Annotated in this window: 14 protein-coding genes; 6 read left to right on the top strand and 8 right to left on the bottom strand. The window is 73.6% G+C overall.

Features of this window, described 5'->3' with window-relative positions; all coding sequences use genetic code 11:
• The first annotated feature begins 158 nt into the window (after positions 1-158).
• Positions 159-1799 carry an FAD-dependent oxidoreductase gene (locus ACFV9Q_RS18195; RefSeq protein ID WP_377235536.1) on the top strand — a complete coding sequence of 547 codons (1641 nt, stop codon included), beginning with the start codon at positions 159-161 and terminating at the stop codon, positions 1797-1799.
• Here ACFV9Q_RS18195 and ACFV9Q_RS18190 read toward each other — a convergent pair.
• Complete coding sequence (locus tag ACFV9Q_RS18190; RefSeq protein WP_377235535.1) at positions 1796-2416, bottom strand: TetR/AcrR family transcriptional regulator; 621 nt, start codon at positions 2414-2416, stop codon at positions 1796-1798. The two genes, ACFV9Q_RS18195 and ACFV9Q_RS18190, sit on opposite strands and share 4 nt — an antisense overlap.
• A 60-nt stretch (positions 2417-2476) precedes the next feature.
• On the opposite strand from ACFV9Q_RS18190, the gene ACFV9Q_RS18185 reads away from it, so the two are divergent.
• Complete coding sequence (locus tag ACFV9Q_RS18185) at positions 2477-3520, top strand: SDR family NAD(P)-dependent oxidoreductase (protein ID WP_377235534.1); 1044 nt, start codon at positions 2477-2479, stop codon at positions 3518-3520.
• Positions 3521-3524: 4 nt separating this feature from the next.
• Here the strand turns inward: ACFV9Q_RS18185 and ACFV9Q_RS18180 are convergent, their stop codons facing one another.
• Positions 3525-4856, bottom strand: coding sequence for an MFS transporter (locus tag ACFV9Q_RS18180; RefSeq protein ID WP_377235533.1), 1332 nt, complete (start codon positions 4854-4856; stop codon positions 3525-3527).
• Between the two features lie 82 nt (positions 4857-4938).
• On the opposite strand from ACFV9Q_RS18180, the gene ACFV9Q_RS18175 reads away from it, so the two are divergent.
• The gene (locus ACFV9Q_RS18175) at positions 4939-5517 is read left to right on the top strand and encodes a winged helix-turn-helix domain-containing protein (protein ID WP_377235532.1); all 579 of its coding nucleotides are present in this window, start codon (positions 4939-4941) and stop codon (positions 5515-5517) included.
• Between the two features lie 20 nt (positions 5518-5537).
• Here the strand turns inward: ACFV9Q_RS18175 and ACFV9Q_RS18170 are convergent, their stop codons facing one another.
• From ACFV9Q_RS18170 to sucC, 6 genes are all read right to left on the bottom strand, one after another.
• Positions 5538-6914 (bottom strand): MFS transporter, encoded by a 1377-nt coding sequence (locus tag ACFV9Q_RS18170; RefSeq protein WP_377235531.1) that lies wholly within the window; start codon positions 6912-6914, stop codon positions 5538-5540.
• 307 nt (positions 6915-7221) lie between these two features.
• Positions 7222-8265 (bottom strand): hypothetical protein, encoded by a 1044-nt coding sequence (locus tag ACFV9Q_RS18165; RefSeq protein ID WP_377235530.1) that lies wholly within the window; start codon positions 8263-8265, stop codon positions 7222-7224.
• Between the two features lie 235 nt (positions 8266-8500).
• Positions 8501-9145: a phosphoribosylglycinamide formyltransferase gene (gene purN / locus ACFV9Q_RS18160; RefSeq protein WP_377235529.1), complete on the bottom strand. Its 645-nt coding sequence runs from the start codon at positions 9143-9145 to the stop codon at positions 8501-8503.
• Positions 9146-9155: 10 nt separating this feature from the next.
• Entirely contained in the window at positions 9156-10862 is a 1707-nt protein-coding gene (locus ACFV9Q_RS18155; RefSeq protein ID WP_377235528.1) for a DUF6350 family protein, read from the bottom strand.
• Positions 10863-11134: 272 nt separating this feature from the next.
• Positions 11135-12031, bottom strand: coding sequence for a succinate--CoA ligase subunit alpha (sucD, locus tag ACFV9Q_RS18150; protein ID WP_377235527.1), 897 nt, complete (start codon positions 12029-12031; stop codon positions 11135-11137).
• Between the two features lie 39 nt (positions 12032-12070).
• Entirely contained in the window at positions 12071-13240 is a 1170-nt protein-coding gene (sucC, locus tag ACFV9Q_RS18145) for an ADP-forming succinate--CoA ligase subunit beta (protein WP_377235526.1), read from the bottom strand.
• Between the two features lie 240 nt (positions 13241-13480).
• On the opposite strand from sucC, the gene ACFV9Q_RS18140 reads away from it, so the two are divergent.
• The 3 genes from ACFV9Q_RS18140 to ACFV9Q_RS18130 all read left to right on the top strand — a co-directional run bounded on the left by ACFV9Q_RS18140 (position 13481) and on the right by ACFV9Q_RS18130 (position 18186).
• Positions 13481-13690, top strand: a complete 210-nt coding sequence (locus tag ACFV9Q_RS18140) for an RNA polymerase subunit sigma-70 (protein WP_377231499.1) — start codon at positions 13481-13483, stop codon at positions 13688-13690.
• Entirely contained in the window at positions 13690-14232 is a 543-nt protein-coding gene (locus ACFV9Q_RS18135; protein WP_377235525.1) for a Clp protease N-terminal domain-containing protein, read from the top strand. The genes ACFV9Q_RS18140 and ACFV9Q_RS18135 overlap by 1 nt, the downstream gene beginning before the upstream one ends.
• A 168-nt stretch (positions 14233-14400) precedes the next feature.
• The gene (locus tag ACFV9Q_RS18130; RefSeq protein ID WP_377235524.1) at positions 14401-18186 is read left to right on the top strand and encodes a S8 family serine peptidase; all 3786 of its coding nucleotides are present in this window, start codon (positions 14401-14403) and stop codon (positions 18184-18186) included.
• Positions 18187-18246: the final 60 nt, after the last annotated feature.

Genomic DNA, 18246 nt, shown 5'->3' with positions numbered 1-18246 from the left:
CGGTGGTGACCCACCCTCGCCAGTCACGGCCAGGTGCAGTCTAGCGGTGGCCGGGCCGTGCGGTTCCGGCCCCGGGGTCTTGCGGCCCTCCGGGGGCACGGGAGTAGGTTGTGCCCCAACCGGACAACGTCGTCCGGTAGGAGCCGGAGGGAGCTGCGATGACGCAGGAGGAAGTGGTCGACGTACTGGTGGCCGGGACGGGCGCGGCCGGGCTCGGCGCGGCGATCGCCGCGGCGGACGCCGGGGCGAAGGTGCTGGTCGTGGAGTCGGCGGACCGCTGGGGCGGCACCACGATGCGCAGCGGCGGCGGGCTGTGGCTGCCGGACAACCCGGTGATGCGGCGCGCGGGGATCGCCGACTCCCGCGAGGAGGCGCTGACGTACCTGAAGGCGGCGGTCGGCGACGTGGGCCCGGCGAGCTCGACCGCCCGCCGGGAGGCGTTCCTCGACACCGTGGACGAGCTGGTCACGACGCTGGAGCGGCACGGGGTGCGCTGGGCGGCCGCGAAGAAGTACCCCGACTACTACCCCGAGCGCCCCGGCGGCAAGATCGGCCGCTCCATCGAGCCCCGGCCGTACGACACGAGGCGGCTCGGCGACTGGATCGAGCGGTCCCGCGTCAAGGACGGCGTGCCGCTCGCCGTGATGAACGACGACTTCTACGAGCTGGGCCGGGCCTGGTCCACGCCGTCCGGCTTCGTCCGCGGGGCCCGGCTGGTGTTCCGGGTGCTGGGCGGCCTGCTCACCGGCAAGAAGCAGGTGGGCATGGGTGCGGCCCTGGCCTGCTCCCTGATGGAGGTCGTGCGGGCGCAGGGCACGGAGGTGCGGCTCGGCACCCCGCTGACGGAGCTGCTGGTGGAGGACGGCGCCGTGGTCGGGGCCGTCGTCGGCCCGCCGGAGGATCGCCGCACCGTGCGCGCACAGGGCGGCGTCGTGCTCGGCGCGGGCGGGTTCGCCCACCGGACCGCATGGCGCCAGGAGCACCACGGCGTGCCCGGCTGGAGCGCCGCCTCCCGGGACGACCAGGGCACGGCCATCGAGGCCGGGGCCGACGCCGGTGGCGCGCTCGCGCTCATGGACGACGCCTGGTGGGGCGCCGGCGTGGACAACGGCGACGAGGGGATGCACGGCTTCGTGCTGTCCGAGCGGTCCATGCCGTACTCGATCGTGGTGGACTCCTCGGGAGCCCGGTTCGTCAACGAGTCCACGAGCTACATCGACTTCGGCCACGCGATGCTGGAGCGGGACGAGGAGGTGCCGGCGATCCCGTCGTGGCTGGTCATGGACGTCCGCGCGCGACGGCGCTACCTCAACACGTCGCTGCTGGGCGGCCGCAGGCGCTACGTGGAGGACGGCACGCTCGTGTACGCGGACACGCTCGCGGAGCTGGCGGACAAGCTCGGGCTCGACCCCGCGGCGTTCCGGGACACCGTCACGCGGTTCAACGAGTTCGCCCGGACCGGCAAGGACACGGACTTCGGCCGCGGGGACTCCGCGTACGACCGGTACTACTCGGACCCGACGGTGCGGCCCAACCCGAACCTCGGCCCGATCGAGCGCGGCCCCTTCTCCGCCCTCAAGATCGTGCCCGGCGACCTGGGCACCAAGGGCGGGCTGCTCACCGACGAGCGCGCCCGCGTGCTGCGGACCGACGGCACTGCCATCCCCGGCCTGTACGCGGCCGGCAACACGACGGCGTCGGTGATGGGGCGCACCTACCCCGGGCCGGGCTCGACGATCGGCCCGGCAGCCGTGTTCGGCTGGATCGGCGGGCAGCAGGCGGCGGCGCGGCGCGGCTAGACGGCGTCCGGGACCCGGACCTCGAAGCCCAGCAGCTCCCAGGCCCGGCGCGCCCGGCGCTCCCGGTCCTCGCCCTCGGCCTGCGACAGCCCGCCGGCCATCATGGCCACCGCGAGCAGCAGGTCGTCCGGCGTCGTCCCCGCCGGGACGTCACCCGACTCGATCGCGCCCGCCAGCCGGGTGCCCAGCGCGACGGCGACCCGCTCCCCCAGGGCGACGACCCGCTCGTCCGCGGGCACCCGCGAGCGCACCAGGTCCACGAACCCGACCGAGTCGACGGCGTGCCGCGTCACCAGGCCGAGCAGGTCGGCCAGGTCGGCGTCGGGGGTCGCGGCGCGCTCCTCGACGGCGACGACCTGCTCGTCGAAGACGGCGACGACGAGGTCCATGCGGTCCGGGAAGTGCCGGTAGAGGCTCCCCTGCCCGACGCCGGCGCGCTTGGCGACCGCGCTCAGCGGCGCGCCGGTCCCGGCGGAACCGAAGACCTCGCGGGCCGCGGCCAGCAGCGCCGCCCGGTTGCCCGCCGCGGCGCGCGGACCGAGGTTGGGTGCCCCGCCGCGGCGCTTCGTGCCGTGCGGAAGGGCGCCGGGTCGGGGGTCGCGAAGTACACCGGTCATAGCGGTATTCTAGATACCGGACAGTGTTGTCCGGTACCAACCCCGTTCGAGGAGCACACCATGGCACTGACCGTCCGTTCCACCGTCGGCGACTGGCTCGACCACCCCGTCGGCGGCCGCGTCCTCGCGGCCTTCCTCGCCCAGGGCGGGGCGACGCCGGACTCGCTCGCCCCCGCCCGCGGCCTGCCGCTGGAGCAGCTCGTGGCGCTGTCCGGCGGCAAGTTCCCGGCCGAGGCGCTCGACGCGCTGGTCGCGGCATACCGGGAGGCGGCACCGGAGGAGGCTGCCGAGGCCGACGCGGCGGCCGCCGGAGAAGCGCAGACCGCGGCTGGCTGGGCCGAGCAGATCACCCCCGGCCGCTTCGCCGGACAGACCGTCGTGGTCACGGGTGCGGCGTCCGGCATCGGCCGGGCCGTCGCCTCGCGCGTGGCGCGCGAGGGCGGCCGCGTGATCGCCGCCGACATCTCCGCGGAGAAGCTCGACGAGCTCGCCGCCACGCTGACCGGCCTCCCGGCCGGCGCCGAGATCGTCCCCGTCGCGGGCGACATCTCCGCCCAGGACGACGTCGACCGCATCGTGGCCGCCGCGGGCGACCGCGTGGACGCGCTGGCCAACGTCGCCGGGATCATGGACGACATGTCGGCCGTCCACGAGGTGAGCGACGCCCTCTGGGAGCGGGTGCTGCGCGTGAACCTGGAGGGCACCATGCGGCTCACCCGCGCCGTCGTGCCCGGGATGCTGGCCGCGAAGGAGGGGCGCATCGTCAACGTCGCCTCCGAGGCGGGGCTGCGCGGTTCGGCCGCCGGCGTCGCCTACACGGCGTCCAAGCACGCGGTGGTCGGCCTGACCAAGTCCAACGCCGTGATGTACGCGAAGAGCGGCATCCGCACCAACGCCGTCGCGCCCGGCGGCGTGGCCACGGGCATCCCGGTACCCGGCCAGGCCGAGTTCGGCGCGCCGGTGCTGCGGCCCCACCAGGTCAACATCCTCAGCCTCGCCATGGCCGAGGAGCTGGCCGCGACCATCACCTTCCTGCTGTCCAAGGACTCGGTGAACCTGAACGGCGCGATCATCGCGGCGGACGGCGGCTGGTCCGCCGTCTGACGGGTCAGGTGGCCGACGGCGCGCGCGTCGTCGGCCACTCGACGACGTCGGCCGCCCAGGTGCCCGGCAGGCCGATGCGCCACAGCGGACGCACCAGGAACATGGCCAGGAACAGCACGGCCCACGCGGCAGCGAACAGCCACATCGCGGGACCGATCCCGAGGCTCGCGAGGAGCACGCTGCCGACGAGCGGCGCCGCCGGTCCGGCCACCAGCCCGGTGAGCCCCATCGTGGCGGCCATGCGCCCCTGCATCTGCCCTGGCGTGATCGCCGTGGCGTACGAGAGCATCCCGGCGTTGAGCGCGGGCGCGAAGAACATCATCCCCGTCAGCGCGGCGACGAACCCCCAGTAGGTCGGGAACACCGCCATCAGCACGACGGCGACGCCGGAGACGCCGAGCGTCAGCACCGTGAGGACGCCCACGCGCACCCGCTGGACGAGCACACCCGCGAGGACCGAGCCCAGGAGCACCCCCACCCCGACCGCGGTGTTGATCAGGCCGATGAGCGCGGGCGCCGTCCCGGTGCTCACCAGGTGCAGGTTGATCGCCACCATCATGCCGTTCAGGACCACGTTGACCAGCATGAACAGCCAGAGCGACGCGCGGAGCAGGGGCACGCCGAACACGTAGCGCAGCCCCTCCCGCAGCGCCGCCACGGGATGCTCGGCGCGCGCCGCGTCGAGGTCGCCGTTGAGCGGCTCCCGCACCAGGGACGTGGCGGCCACGGAGACCAGCCGGCCCGCCGCGGACACCGCGAAGGGCAGCACCGTGCTCATGCCGTAGAGCAGCCCGCCGAGCGGCCCTTGGAGCAGGGTGGCCGCGGCGTCGCGCCCCTGCGCGACCGACATGGCCTGTCCGAGCTGCTCGGTGCGGACGACGGCGTGCAGGGCGGCCGTGCCCGCGGGGTCCATGAGCGCACCGACCGCGGACGACACGAACAGCGCCCCGGCCAGGTGCGGGGCGGTGACCGAGAGGCCGTCCACCAGGCCGGCGACCACCACGCTGGCCCAGGCGAGCGCCGCGACCGCGCTGCCGACCATGATGAGCCGACGGCGGTCCACCCGGTCCACGATGACGCCGGCCGGCAGCGTCAGGAGCACCGAGCCGAGCTGGCCGACGAACGCGATCACGCCGGCCTGCACCACGGACCCCGTGACCGCGTAGGCGAGCAGCGGCACCGCGAAGGCGCCGACCGCCGCGCCCACGTCCTCCGCCGTCGCGCCCGTGAGGAGCAGCCGGTAGGAGCGGTTGCGCCAGAGGGGCGCCGTCCTCTCGCTCTTGGGCGTCGTTCCCGTCGCCGCCTCGCCCGCCGCGCGGGCCTCGTCCGTCGTCATGCGGACACCGTAAAGTCCGCAACGGTAATTGCGCAATGATAGTTGCGCATCTGTTGTTGCGGGATCTTGCTAGCCTGGCCCGATGGCATCGAAGGAACCCCTCCAGATCACCGACCCGGAGACGCTGCGCGCCATGGCGCACCCGGTGCGGCAGCGGATCCTGATCGAGCTCAACGTCCGCGAGCACGCGCGCGCCGCCGACCTCGCCCGGACGCTGGACGTGCCGGCGAACTCGATCAGCTTCCACCTGCGGGTGCTGGCCAGGCACCACTTCATCGAGGAGGCGCCGGAGCTCGCCCGGGACAAGCGGGACCGGGTGTGGCGGCCCGTGGTGGAGCAGTTCATCGTGGACCGCAACCTCGCAGGTGCGGAGAACGCCATCGACCCCTACCTGCGCTGGCTGCGGGCCATGTTCCTGCGCGACCGCGAGGCCCCCGGCGCCCGGGAGGACTTCCACGAGGGCATGGCCAGCGGGGCCTTCTTCACGCGCGACGAGGCGGAGGAGATGACCGCCGAGGTGCTCGCCGTCATGGAGAAGTGGTGGGACCGGACGGGAGCCGCCAAGAAGGCCGAGCCCGACGACCCGGAGCGGAAGTTCTACCAGATCCTCTACGCCCTCGGGCCGCGGGACCTGGCGAGCGAACCCGTCCCGGAGACCTGAGCGGCCCCGCTGGATCCCGGCTACTCCAGCGCGTCGGCCGCCCACGTGTCCGGGCGGCCGATGCGCATCAGCGGGCGGGTGAGCCGGAGCGCCACGAGCACCGCCACCATGGCGCCCACCATCACCCACAACGTGACGCCGATGCCCCAGCCCTCCAGGAGCGCACTGCCCAGCACGGGTGCGGCCGGGGCGGCGATCAGGCCGGTCAGCCCGAGCAGGGACGTGGCCCGGCCCATCATGCGGTCCGGGACGATCACCGTGAGGTAGCCGGTGAAGCCCGCGTTGAGCGCCGGGTAGAGGAAGACGCCGACGGCCAGCATCGCCACGAACACCCAGTACGCCGGGGCCAGCGCCATCACGACCAACGCGCCGGCGAGCACGCCGACGGCCAGGATCCCCAGCCGGCCGACGCGGGTGCGCCGCACGATCGGCCCGGCGACGATCGCGCCGGCCAGCATGCTGACGCCGGCGCACGCGTCGACGAGCCCGATGAGCCGCGGGTCCGTGCCGGTGCGGACCAGCTCCAGGTTGATCGCCACGACCAGCGCGATCGACGTCAGGTTGAGCAGCGTGATGAGCACAAGCACCGCGCGGAACAGCGGCACGGCGCCGACGAAGGCCAGGCCCTCGCGCAGGTCGGCGAGCGGGTGGTTCTGCTGGGTCCGCTCGCCGTTCAAGGGCTTGCGGACGAACGACACCGCGACCACCTCGATCAGATGCCCCACCACCGACGCGAAGAACGGCAGCACGTGCGCCATGCCGTACAGGAACCCGCCAACCGGTCCCGCGAACAGCGCGACCGCCGCCATTCGCCCCTGGTTCACGGCCATCGCGTTCGCCATCTGGGCGGGCGGGACGACGGCGCGCAATGCGCCGCCCGACGCCGGGTTCACGAACGCGCTCACCATCGACGAGCCGAACAGCACCGCTGCCAGGTGCCACGCGCCGAGCGTCCCGGCCAGCCCGGCGGCGACGACCGTGGCCCACAGGGCGGTACCCGTCGCCGCGGCGGCGACGAGGAGCACGCGCCGGTTGACCCGGTCGGCCACGACGCCCGCCGGGAGCGTGGCCAGCAGCGCCCCTGCCTGGCCGATGCCGCTGATCAGGCCCGCCTGGCCCACCGACCCCGTGACCTCGAACGCGAGCAGCGGGACCGCGAACGTGCCGACGCCGGCGCCGATCGCCTGCGCGAACCGCCCGGTCGTGAGCAGCAGGTACGCGACGTTCCGCCGCAGCGGCGGTTCGGGGCTCGTCGGATCCGGGCTCGTCGGGTCCGGGCTCGTCGGGTCCGGGCTCGTCGGGCCCGAGCTCGTCGGGTTCGGGCTCGTCAGGTCCGGGCTCACGGTTGCCGCGCTTCCCAGGTCAGCCGGCCCCGCCGTCGTCGTCTCCCCAGTCACGCCGCACAACGTACCGGGTGAAATGTCCGCCTCATGACGCCGGCAGCGTGGGCGCCGTCGCCCACTCCCCTTTGAGGCCCGGGTTTCTTGTCTTTGGGCGGCCGCAAAGAGAAGAAACCCGGGCCTCAAAGGCGATCCGTCGGAGCGGTTATCGACGGGGCGGCGAGCGGAGCGGTCGTCGACGCGGTGAGCGGAGCGGTTATCGACGCGGTGAGCGGGGCGGCGAGCGGAGCGGTCGTCGACGCGGTGAGCGGAGCGGTTATCGACGCGGAGAGCGGAGCGGTTATCGACGCGGAGAGCGGAGCGGTTATCGACGCGGAGAGCGCGGCGAGAGCGGGACGGCGGCCGGAGCGCCCACGGTGACCGGGACGCCGACGTCGTCGTAGTTGCCGGGCGTCCAGCCGGCCTCGCGCAGCAACGCGGACAGGACCTCCGGCATGCGGACCCGGAGGTCCTTCGCCGTGAACCGCAGCAGGCGCGAGCCGCCCGCCGACGCCAGCGCGTTCTGCCGCGTGCGGTCCCGGAACACCGCGGCCGGCGCGCCGTGCACCTCGACGCCGTCGATCTCGACGAGCAGCCAGGTGCCGTCCGGCAGCCGCCAGGCGAGGTCGACCCGGCCGAGGTGGTCGCCGTCGGGCCCCAGGAGCACGAGCTGCAGGGTGTCCGGCGGGATCCCCGAGTCGAGACAGGCCAGCCGCGCGACGGACTCGAGGGGCGACTCCGACCGGCCGTCCGCCAGGCGCCACCAGGGATGCGTCGCCTCGACGGTGCGATGCCCGCGCGCCAGGTCGTGGGCCCGGGCCAGGTCGTCCGCCGTGGCCGACCGCGTGTGCAGCAGGTCGTCCATCGCGGCCACGGCGTCGTCCCGGCGCATCTTCCCGACGCCGAGGGCGAGCGCGTCCGCGACGCTCGCGATCCGGAAGTCGCCGGCGAACCGGCCGGTCACCATGTCGCCGCGCTTGTGGAACGTGATGCCGTCCCGCCCGGGCCGCCAGTGCCCGTCGGGCGCGACCACCTCGGAGAGGATGGTGCGCGGCAGCCCCTTGACCTTGTACAGCGCGAGGGCGGACAGGCCGACGGCGGTCGATCCCGGGCCGGCGGCCAGCAGGCCGAGCCACGCGGGACGACGTCGGAGGTGGTCCAGCAGGTCCGGACGTGACCGGTCGGCGGGCGGTACGACGTCGGTGTCGTACACGCCCTGCGTGACACGGATCAGCCGGCACTGCCGGACGAGCCGGTACCGCCACTGGGCGTCGACGCCGATGCCGTCGAGCTGTGCGGCGGAGATCAGCCCCTCCTGCCGGTCGGCGATGAGCTCCAGCTGCGAGGGCAGGGGCTTGAGTGGTCGCATGACTCAATATCAGCACGCAACAACCATCAAAGCTGGTGAAACACAGTCAGCCTGTGGATAACCGGCGTCCGCCACTCACCTTTGAGGCCCAGGTTTCTTCGCTTTGGGCGGTCGCAAAGCGAAGAAACCTGGGCCTCAAAGGAAAGGAGCCAGTGCGGGCGGACGGACGGGCGGCGGCCCGACGGCGGAGCCCCGGCTGCGGGCGGGCGGCGGCCCGGCGGCGGAGCCCCGGCGGTCAGCGGCCGATCGCGGCCTTGCGGCCCGTGACGTGCAGGCCCTCACGCGCCAGGCGGCCGACGGTCTCGACCAGGAGCGCGCGCTCGGCGACCTTGATCCGCTCGGTCAGGGTGGGCTCGTCGTCGCCATCCTGCACCGGGACGGCGGTCTGGGCGACGATCGGGCCGGTGTCGACGCCGTCGTCCACCAGGTGCACGGTGCACCCGGTGATCTTGACGCCGTGGGCGAGCGTGTCGCGCACGGGGTGCGCGCCCGGGAAGCTGGGCAGCAGGGCCGGGTGCGTGTTGATCATCCGGCCCTCGAACTTGCGCACGACGCCCGGCGCCAGGATGCGCATGAACCCGGCCAGGATCACGTAGTCGGGCTGGAACACCGAGATGGCCTCGAGCACGCCGTCGTTCCAGGCGGCACGGTCCTCGAAGTCCTTCAGCGCGACGACGGCGGAGGCCACCCCGGCGTCCCGCGCCAGGTCGAGCGCTCCCGCCGTCGGCCGGTCCGTGACGACGCCGACCACGCGCGCGCCGTACGCGGCGTCGTCGTGTGCTGCGAGAAGCGCGGCGAGGTTGGACCCGCCGCCCGAGGCGAGCACCACCAGGCGCTTGGCGGATGTGGACTCGACGGGGTGACCGGTGGGCGTCTGCACGGGCCCCAGCCTACTTTCCCGGGCCCGCCTCGCGAGCCTCGTCGCCACCGTCCGGACCGGCCACCGGCTCGGTGTCCGGTTCGGGTGCCGTGTCCGGTTCGGGGTCCGGTTCAGGGTCCGAGACGGCGTACGCCGCGACCCTCGCCCAGTCGCCGGACGGGGCCGCCTTCTCGACGGGTGTGCCGGCGCCCTCGACGGGCGTGCCCGCGTCCTCGTCGCTCTCGCGCGGCGGGTCCCCGAACCCGAGCTCCGCCGCGAGGTCCGGATCGTCGGACCGGCCCTCGCCCTCTGCCGCCCCGCCGCCCCGCACCACGCCGTCCGAGGACTCCTCGCGCGAGACACCGCCCACCGGAGCCGGCCGCCGCAGCCACGCCACCAGGTCCTCCCCGATCTCGCCGCGCCGCGCCACCACGTCCAGCTTGGCGCCCAGCAGCACGGCCATCGCTCCCCCGCCGACCTCGGCGGCCACGAGGCCCGCGGTCACGAGCGGGTCTGCGCCCACCTCGGCGAGCCGGCCCGGGCCGGCCGCGCCCGCGGCCGCCAGCTGGCCCAGCAGCACGAGCACCCCGGGCACGACGACGATGCCGCCGAGCACCCAGCCGACGTCCGACCAGCGGACCAGCGACGGCTCCAGCCGGCGCCACACGAACAGGGCCGCCACGATGCCGCACGCGACCACGAGCAGGGGCGCCCAGGCGCTGACCGGGTTGGCCCAGTCCTCCCCCGGCAGCGCCCCGAGCAGCGGCACCGCGGGCAGCGGCCCGGAGACCGTGCCGAACACCGTGAAGCTCGTCCCCTCACCCACGGCGAAGCCCGGCCCCGCGAGCCAGGAGACCGCCCACAGCAGCAGGTTGGGCAGCAGCGCGAGCTGCGCCACGGCGAAGACGATCCCGCCGGTCCAGCCCGGTTCCAGGGCGGTGACGATGTCCGACGACGTGGCCCGGCCCGCCAGCGCCCACGCCACGACCAGGAGCGCGGCCGCGCCCGTCAGCAGCGCGACCACCACCGCGCCGCCGCGCAGCCCGAGCCGCAGCGTGGCGGGGACCAGGTCGAAGCCGGTGAGCCGCTGGGCGACCACCTCGGCCCGTTCGCCGAGCTCGGCCGGTGTCGGCGCGTCCGGCCGCGCCAGGATGCCCAGCGCCATGCCGAGCCCGCCCATGACCAGGCCGGCCGGCAGTGCCAGAGCGAGCGACCAGCCCGGGGCACTGCCCGCGAGGGCGGCGACCGCCGTCGTGCACAGGCCGTAGGTGACGGTGCCCGCCGCCCAGGCGGGGACCGAGGTCGCGGCGAACCGCTTGGCCGAGGCGTAGACGGCGAAGAGCGCGAGGGCCGCGATGCCGAGCGGGGCGAGGGTGATCGTCACGTCGTCGGCGGTCAGCGGGACGCCGTGCCCCAGCAGCCAGAGCCCGGTGGCGACATCGATGGCGGAGCGGACCTGGACGCCGTCGTCCGGGGTGTCCGTCGCGGAGGTGAGCGTGGCCGTGCCCACGAGGTAGGCGACCACCGCCGGGAGCACCACGACGGCGAGGGACAGGACGAGGGCCTGGGCGGCCGAGAGCACGCCGGCGACGACGTGGGAGAGGGCGAACGACCCCTGCTCGGGAGCGGGCGGCTCGACCAGGCGGCCGCGGCGGGCCGTCGGACGGTTGCCCGCCGGGCGGGACGTACGGGCGCCGGAGGTACGGCTGGCGGTGCTCGGGCGGGGTGGTGCGCTCACCCGGCAATCTTCACCCGCGCCCGGGCATCAGCCCGGGGACATCCCTCGGCGTGGCCCGGGTGAACTTCGGGAGATATTACGGCCGGGTATGGAGTTCACCGGGGGAACTGGTGTAGGAACGCCCCTTTTGCGAACCAGCACTCAGGAGCGACGACCTCGCGGCCGCAGAAGAAAGGGCCCAGCCCGCTCGGTCGCAAGCATGCGTCACACCTCCGGACGTGACGACGACGGCGGTTCCCCCGCAAGAGGGAACCGCCGTCGTCAATCAGGCGTCAGAGACCCTGCAGGATCTCCCGCATGAGGTCGGCGGTCTCGGACGGCGTCTTGCCGACCTTCACGCCGACGGCCTCGAGGGCCTCCTTCTTGGCGGCCGCGGTGCCGGCCGAGCCGGACACGATCGCGCCGGCGTGGCCCATCGTCTTGCCCTCGGGGGCGGTGAAGCCCGCGACGTAGCCGACGACCGGCTTGGTGACGTGCGCCTTGATGTACTCGGCGGCACGCTCCTCGGCGTCGCCGCCGATCTCGCCGATCATCACGATCGCCTTGGTCTCCGGGTCGTTCTCGAAGGCCTCGAGCGCGTCGATGTGCGTGGTGCCGACGATCGGGTCGCCGCCGATGCCGATGGCGGTCGAGAAGCCGAAGTCCTTCAGCTCGTACATCATCTGGTAGGTCAGCGTGCCCGACTTCGACACGAGACCGATCGGGCCCTTGCCCGTGATGGTGTGCGGGGTGATGCCGGCGAGCGACTCGCCCGGGGTGATGATGCCGGGGCAGTTCGGCCCGATCATCCGGGTCTCCTTGCCCTGCAGGTACGACCACACCTCGGCGGTGTCCTGCACCGGCACGCCCTCGGTGATGACCACGAGCAGGCCGATGCCCGCGTCGATGGCCTCGATGGCCGCGTCCTTGGTGAAGGCCGGCGGCACGAAGACGACGGAGACGTCCGCGCCGGTCTCGGCCATGGCCTCCTTGACGGTGCCGAACACCGGGAGGGTCACGTCGGCCCCGTCGGCGTCCTTGTGGGTCACCGTGGTGCCGGCCTTGCGGGCGTTCACGCCGCCGACGATCGTCGCGCCGGAGTCCAGCATCAGGGCGGTGTGCTTGGCACCCATGCCACCCGTGATGCCCTGGACGATGATCTTCGAGTCCTGGTTCAGGTAGATCGACATTGTCTTCTTGTCTCTGCTTTCGAAGTCTTCAGCGGGCGATCAGGCGGCGGCAGCCTTGGCGGCGGCGAGGTCGGCGCCACCGTCCATGGTGTCGGCGAGGGTGACGAGCGGGTGGTTGCGCTCGTTCAGGATCTGGCGGCCGAGCTCGACGTTGTTGCCGTCGAGGCGGACGACCAGCGGCTTGGACGCCTCGTCGCCGAGGATGTCCAGCGCGCCCACGATGCCGTTGGCGACCTCGTCGCAGGCGGTGATGCCGCCGAAGACGTTCACGAAGACCGACTTGACCTGCGCGTCGTTCAGGATCACGTCGAGGCCGTTGGCCATGACCTGCGCGTTGGCGCCGCCACCGATGTCGAGGAAGTTGGCGGGCTTGACGCCGCCGTGCTTCTCGCCCGCGTAGGCGACGACGTCGAGGGTGGACATGACCAGGCCCGCGCCGTTGCCGATGATGCCGACCTCGCCGTCGAGCTTCACGTAGTTGAGGTCGTTCTCCTTGGCCTTCGCCTCCAGCGGGTCGGCCGCGGCGGAGTCCTCGAGCTCGGCGTGGTCCGCGTGGCGGAAGCCGGCGTTCTCGTCGAGCGTGACCTTGCCGTCGAGGGCGACGATCTCGCCGTCCTCCGTCTTGACCAGCGGGTTCACCTCGACCAGCGTGGCGTCCTCGGCCTTGAACACGGTCCACAGGCCCTGGATGACCTCGGCGACCTTGCCCTTGATGTCCTCGGCGAAGCCGGCGGCGTCCACGATCTCGGCGGCCTTGGCCTCGTCGATGCCCACGGCGGGGTCGACGGCGATGCGGGCCAGCGCCTCGGGGCGCTCGACGGCGAGCTGCTCGATCTCCATGCCGCCCTCGACGGAGCACATGGCGAGGTAGTTGCGGTTGGACCGGTCCAGCAGCACCGAGAAGTAGAACTCCTCGGCGATCTTGGCGCCCTGGGCGATCATCACGCGGTGCACGGTGTGACCCTTGATGTCCATGCCGAGGATCTCGCCGGCCTTCTCGGCGGCCTCTTCCGGCGAGTGGGCCAGCTTGACGCCGCCCGCCTTGCCGCGACCACCGGTCTTGACCTGGGCCTTCACGACGACAGTGCCGCCGCCCAGCTTCTCGGCGCCTTCGCGAGCCTCCTCGGGGGTCGTCGCGACAACCCCGCCCAGCACGGGAACGCCGTGCTTCTCGAAGATGTCGCGCGCCTGGTATTCGAACAGGTCCACCCTGCTGCGTCCTTCCATCGGGATGCGGCCCTCGGACGTCGTAGTCGCCCGGAGCCCGGCTGAAGCGATGTCTCGACGTCAAGACATCCCCGTACAGGGTAGCCCTGGATCGCTTGTGGTTCCGAACGAAACCGGCGGTATTCCGGGGCTCTTCGGCACAGGCGTGTGGTACACGTCTCGTTCGGCAAATTCTGTCAACCAGGGTTGACATCCGGCGACCGTGTCAACCATAGTTGACACATGACCCAGCAAGCACTCGCCGCGTCCGCCGCCGGCGACGACCCCGCCGAAGGACTGCGCGCCGTCCGCGCGATGCGCGAGCTGGCCGACCGCCTCGAGACGCTCCAGGTAGAGCGTGCGCGGCGCCTCGGCTGGTCGTGGCAGGAGATCGCCGACGCCCTCGGCGTCACCCGGCAGGCCGTCCACAAGAAGCACAACAGGAGGATCTGATGTTCGAGAGGTTCACGAAGGACGCTCGCTCCGCCGTCGTCGACGCCCAGCAGGTCGCCCGCGACGCGCACAGCGACCAGATCGACAGCCGCCACCTGCTCGTCGCCCTCGCCGAGAGCGCCGGCCCGGCCCGCACCGCCCTCGCGGACGGCGGGGTGGACACCGCCGCCCTGGTCGAGGGAGCCCGCGCCCGGATCGCCGCGGGCGACGCGCTCGACCCGGCCGCGCTGGCCGCCGTCGGCATCGACCTCGACGAGGTGACGCGTGCCACCGAGGCCACCTTCGGCGAGGGCGCGCTGGCCCGCGCGGGACGCACCGTGCGCGGGCGCCGCAAGCACATCCCGTTCACCCCGGACGCCAAGAAGTCGCTGGAGCTCGCGCTCCGCGAGGCGATCCGGCTCGGGTCCAAGGAGATCCACGGCGGGCACCTCCTGCTCGGCCTCACCCGGGCCGAGTCCCCGGCCCGCGGCATCCTGTCCGACGCCGGAGCGGATCTCGACCGGGTCCGGCACCTGGCGGAGGGGTCGGGCAGGGCGGCCTGACCGGCAGTCAGCAACACGCCCCGCGCCCGGGAACGGGCGCGGGGCGTGTCCGCTCTCTGCCATCTGTCCGGAGTAGGTCATGAAAGGGCATGGCCGTTACACAGGCGAAACCCAGCACCCCGTTTCCGACGGTTAGGAAAGGGCACACCACTGTCGAAAGGGACACCTGTGTTCACCATCTCCACCCGCGCCGGGGCGTTCGTCGCCGCCGGCGTGGCCGCGGCCCTGGCCGTCGGGTCCGCGACGGCGTCCGCCGCGGTCCCCGCGAGCCCCGCCGGCCCGGTCCCACCGGGCGGCACCGCCGCCGCGCTCCCGCCATCGGCGGCGGGATCCCGCAGCGTCACCCTCATCACCGGTGACACGGTCACCATCACCACGGCGGCGGACGGCACGAGCGTCACCAACGTCACCGGCCCCGGCGGGACGACGTCGTCCTTCCACCGCACCGAGCGCGACGGCAGCACCTTCGTCTACCCCGACGCGGCGCTGCCCTACGTGACGGCCGGCACCCTCGACGACCGCCTGTTCGACGTCACGCAGCTCCTCGCGAACGGCTACGACGACGCGAGCACCGACAGCCTGCCGCTGATCGTCCGCTACACGGACGCCGTGGCCCGGTCACGGGGCACCGAGCCCCTGGACGGGTCCGACGTCGTGCGCGCGCTGCCCAGCGTGGACGGCGCCGCCGTGACGCAGGACCGCGACGAGGCGGCCGACTTCTGGGCCGACCTGACCGGCGACCCGGCGACGGCCGGGGGTCGCGACACCGCCCGCACCACCGGCGGCGCCCCCGCGTTCGCCGGCGGCATCGAGAAGATCTGGCTCGACGGCCCCGTCACCGCCGACCTCGCCGAGTCGACCGCCCAGATCGGCGCGCCCGACGTCTGGGCCGACGGCAACACCGGCGAGGGCGTGGACGTCGCGGTGCTCGACACGGGCTTCGACCCGACGCACCCCGACCTCGCCGACCAGGTCGTGGCCAGCGCGACGTTCGTCGACACCGAGGACTACGTCGAGGACTACCAGGGGCACGGCACGCACGTCGCCTCGACGATCGCCGGTACCGGCGCGGCCTCCGACGGGCTGGAGCGGGGCGTCGCGCCCGGCGCCCGGCTGCACGTGGGCAAGGTGCTCAACAGCAACGGGCAGGGCCAGGAGTCCTGGATCATCGCCGGCATGGAGTGGGCCGCCCGCGACCAGGACGCCCGCATCGTCAGCATGAGCCTGGGCGGCGCGCCCGCCGGCGCGGACGACCCGATGGCGACGGCCGTGGACGAGCTCACCGCCGAGACGGGCGCGCTGTTCGTGACCGCCGCCGGCAACGGCGGCCCGCACACCATCAGCACGCCCGCCCTGGCGGACTCGGCCCTCGCCGTGGGCGCCGTCGACGCGACCGACACCCTGGCGGACTTCTCCAGCACCGGCCCCGCGCTCGACGGCGGTATCAAGCCCGAGATCACCGCCCCCGGCGTCGACGTGCTCGCGGCCCGCTCGCAGCTCGTGCGCGGCTCCGGCATGTACACGACGATGAGCGGCACCTCGATGGCGACCCCGCACGTGGCGGGCACCGCGGCGCTCGTCGCGGCGGCCCACCCGGACTGGACGGCGGAGCAGATCAAGGAGGCGATCGTCAGCACGGCTGTGCCGACCCCCGCCTACACCCCCTACGAGGCCGGCAGCGGCCGCCTCGACGCGCCCGCGGCCGTGGCCGCGACCGTGTTCGGCACCGCGAGCGCCGGGTTCGGCTTCCACACGTTCGACGACGGCACGGACGAGCCGACGTCGAAGCCGATCACGTACACGAACCTGGGCGACACCCCGGTCGACCTGCACCTCGCGGTCGACGGCGCGGTGCCTGCGGGCTTCCTCACGGTGTCGTCGGACACGGTGACCGTGCCCGCGCAGGGCACGGCGTCGGTGGATCTCGTCGCCGACCTCTCGCTCCTGCCGGCGGAGGCCGACCTGAGCGCCACGGTCGTGGCGACGGACGACACCGGGGCCGTGCGGGCCCGCACCCTGACGGGCGGGACCCGCGAGGGGCAGCGCCAGAAGCTGACGCTCACGGTGACCGGCGACGACGGTCACCCCGCGGTCGGCAAGGTGCTGGTGACGTCGGACGAGATCTTCGCCGGGGCGGACCTGGACGAGAACGGCACCGCCGTGCTGCGGATGCCGGTGGGCAGCTACAGCGGCTGGCTGTCGGTCGACGTCGAGGGCGCGAACGGGCCGGGCTCGCTCGGCACGGCGCTGCTGAGCTTCGTGGACGTGGACCTGAGCCAGGACCGGTCGGTCGTGCTGGACGCCCGCAAGGCGGTCCAGGTCCGGGCCGAGGTGCCGCAGGACACGGACCCGGCGTCGATGCGCCTGGACGTGATCCGGCAGTTCCCGAACGGCGGCTACACGGCGAGCTCCATGTTCCCGGGGGGTGAGTACGACAGCCTGTGGGCGCTGCCCACGGGGAAGAAGGTCACCGAGGGCCTGTTCGAGTTCGGGGCGCAGTTCCGGCTGGAGCAGCCGGCCCTCACGGTGCTCGCGGGCCGGGGCGGCTTCGACGGCCTGGACGACCTGCGGGTCAAGCGGGCCGCGACGCCGCAGCCGGCGGGGAAGCGCACGCTGCGGGTGGTCGAGGCCGAGGGCGCGTCCGACCTGTCCGGCCTGGCCCGGCACGGGGACGGGCACGGCCTGAAGGACACCGCCGTCGTCGTGCATGCCACCGACACGGACGAGATCGCGGCGCTGGCGCAGGCCGCGGCCGACGCCGGGGCGCGGGTGCTGTTCGTGGTGCACGACGGCGCCGGGCGGTTGGCGCCGTGGGACGAGTCGCCGTGGATCCCGGGCGAGCCCGCGCCGCTGACGGTCGCGACGCTCACGTCCGGCCAGGGCGCGGAGCTGCTGCGGTCGCTGGACGCCCGCCGGCCGGAGGTCACGGTCTCGTCGGAGCCCACGACGGAGTACACCTACGACGTGGTGCACCACTGGACCGGCGCCGTGCCGGCCCGGCCCACGTGGACCTCGACCAAGGGCGACCTGGCGCGGGTGGACACGTCGTTCCGCAACTACCGCCAGGGTCCCGCGATGGAGGCCCGGTTCGACGTCTGGCACGGCTGGACGGCGGGCAACCAGCTCGCCGCCCCCGCGCAGGGCGAACGGACCGACTGGGTCGCCGCCGACGTGCCGTGGACGCAGAGCGCGCACATCGCCGGCGAGATGGGGCAGTCGAACGTCGACGTGCTGCTGTACAAGGCCCGCACGACCAGCGACGTGACGTGGTTCGGGCCGGTGCTGCGCCCGCGCATGTCGGCGCTGGGCTACCAGCCCATCCGCTACCTGGACCAGATGTACGTGCCGGTCCCGGGCTGGGGCGACTCGGGCAGCGGGCACGTCGGTGCCACGGGCGGCGGCAACTTCGACGTCCGCAACCGGGCGACGCTCTACCAGGGCGACACCGAGCTCCTGTGGGGCAACGCCGAGTTCCTGCCCGTCAACGGCGGGCTGCCCGCCGAGCGGCTGCCGTACCGCGTGGTGGCCGACAACGACCGCGCCGACTGGGCGGGGCCGTACTCGACGCACACGCACACCGAGTGGGACTTCACGTCGGAGGCGAGCGGGCCGGACGCCGTCGTGCCGCTGCCGCTGATCCAGCTCGACTACGGCGTGGACACCGACCTGGCGGGACGCGCCGCGCGCACGGCCCGGCTGACGGTGACGCCGTCGCACCTGTCCGGGATCGAGGCCCGGGTGGGCCGGCCCACGGTCGAGGTGTCGTACGACGACGGGGCGACCTGGAAGCGGCTCGACCTGAGCAGGGACCGGCTGACGGACGGTCCGGACGCCTGGTCGGCCCGGCTGTCGGCGCCGCGGGGCGCGCAGTTCGCGACCCTGCGCACCAGCGTCGAGGACAGCGACGGCAACACGGTGTCGCAGACGCTGACCCGGGCGTTCGGCCTGCGCTGACGCCCGTCCGGCCCTGATCGGCTCCCCTTCGAGGCCGGGGTTTCTTCGCTCTCAGCAGGC

The organism is Promicromonospora sp. NPDC059942 (assembly GCF_042731755.1).
Lineage (GTDB): Bacteria > Actinomycetota > Actinomycetes > Actinomycetales > Cellulomonadaceae > Promicromonospora.
This window is presented reverse-complemented; position numbering and strand designations above follow the sequence as displayed.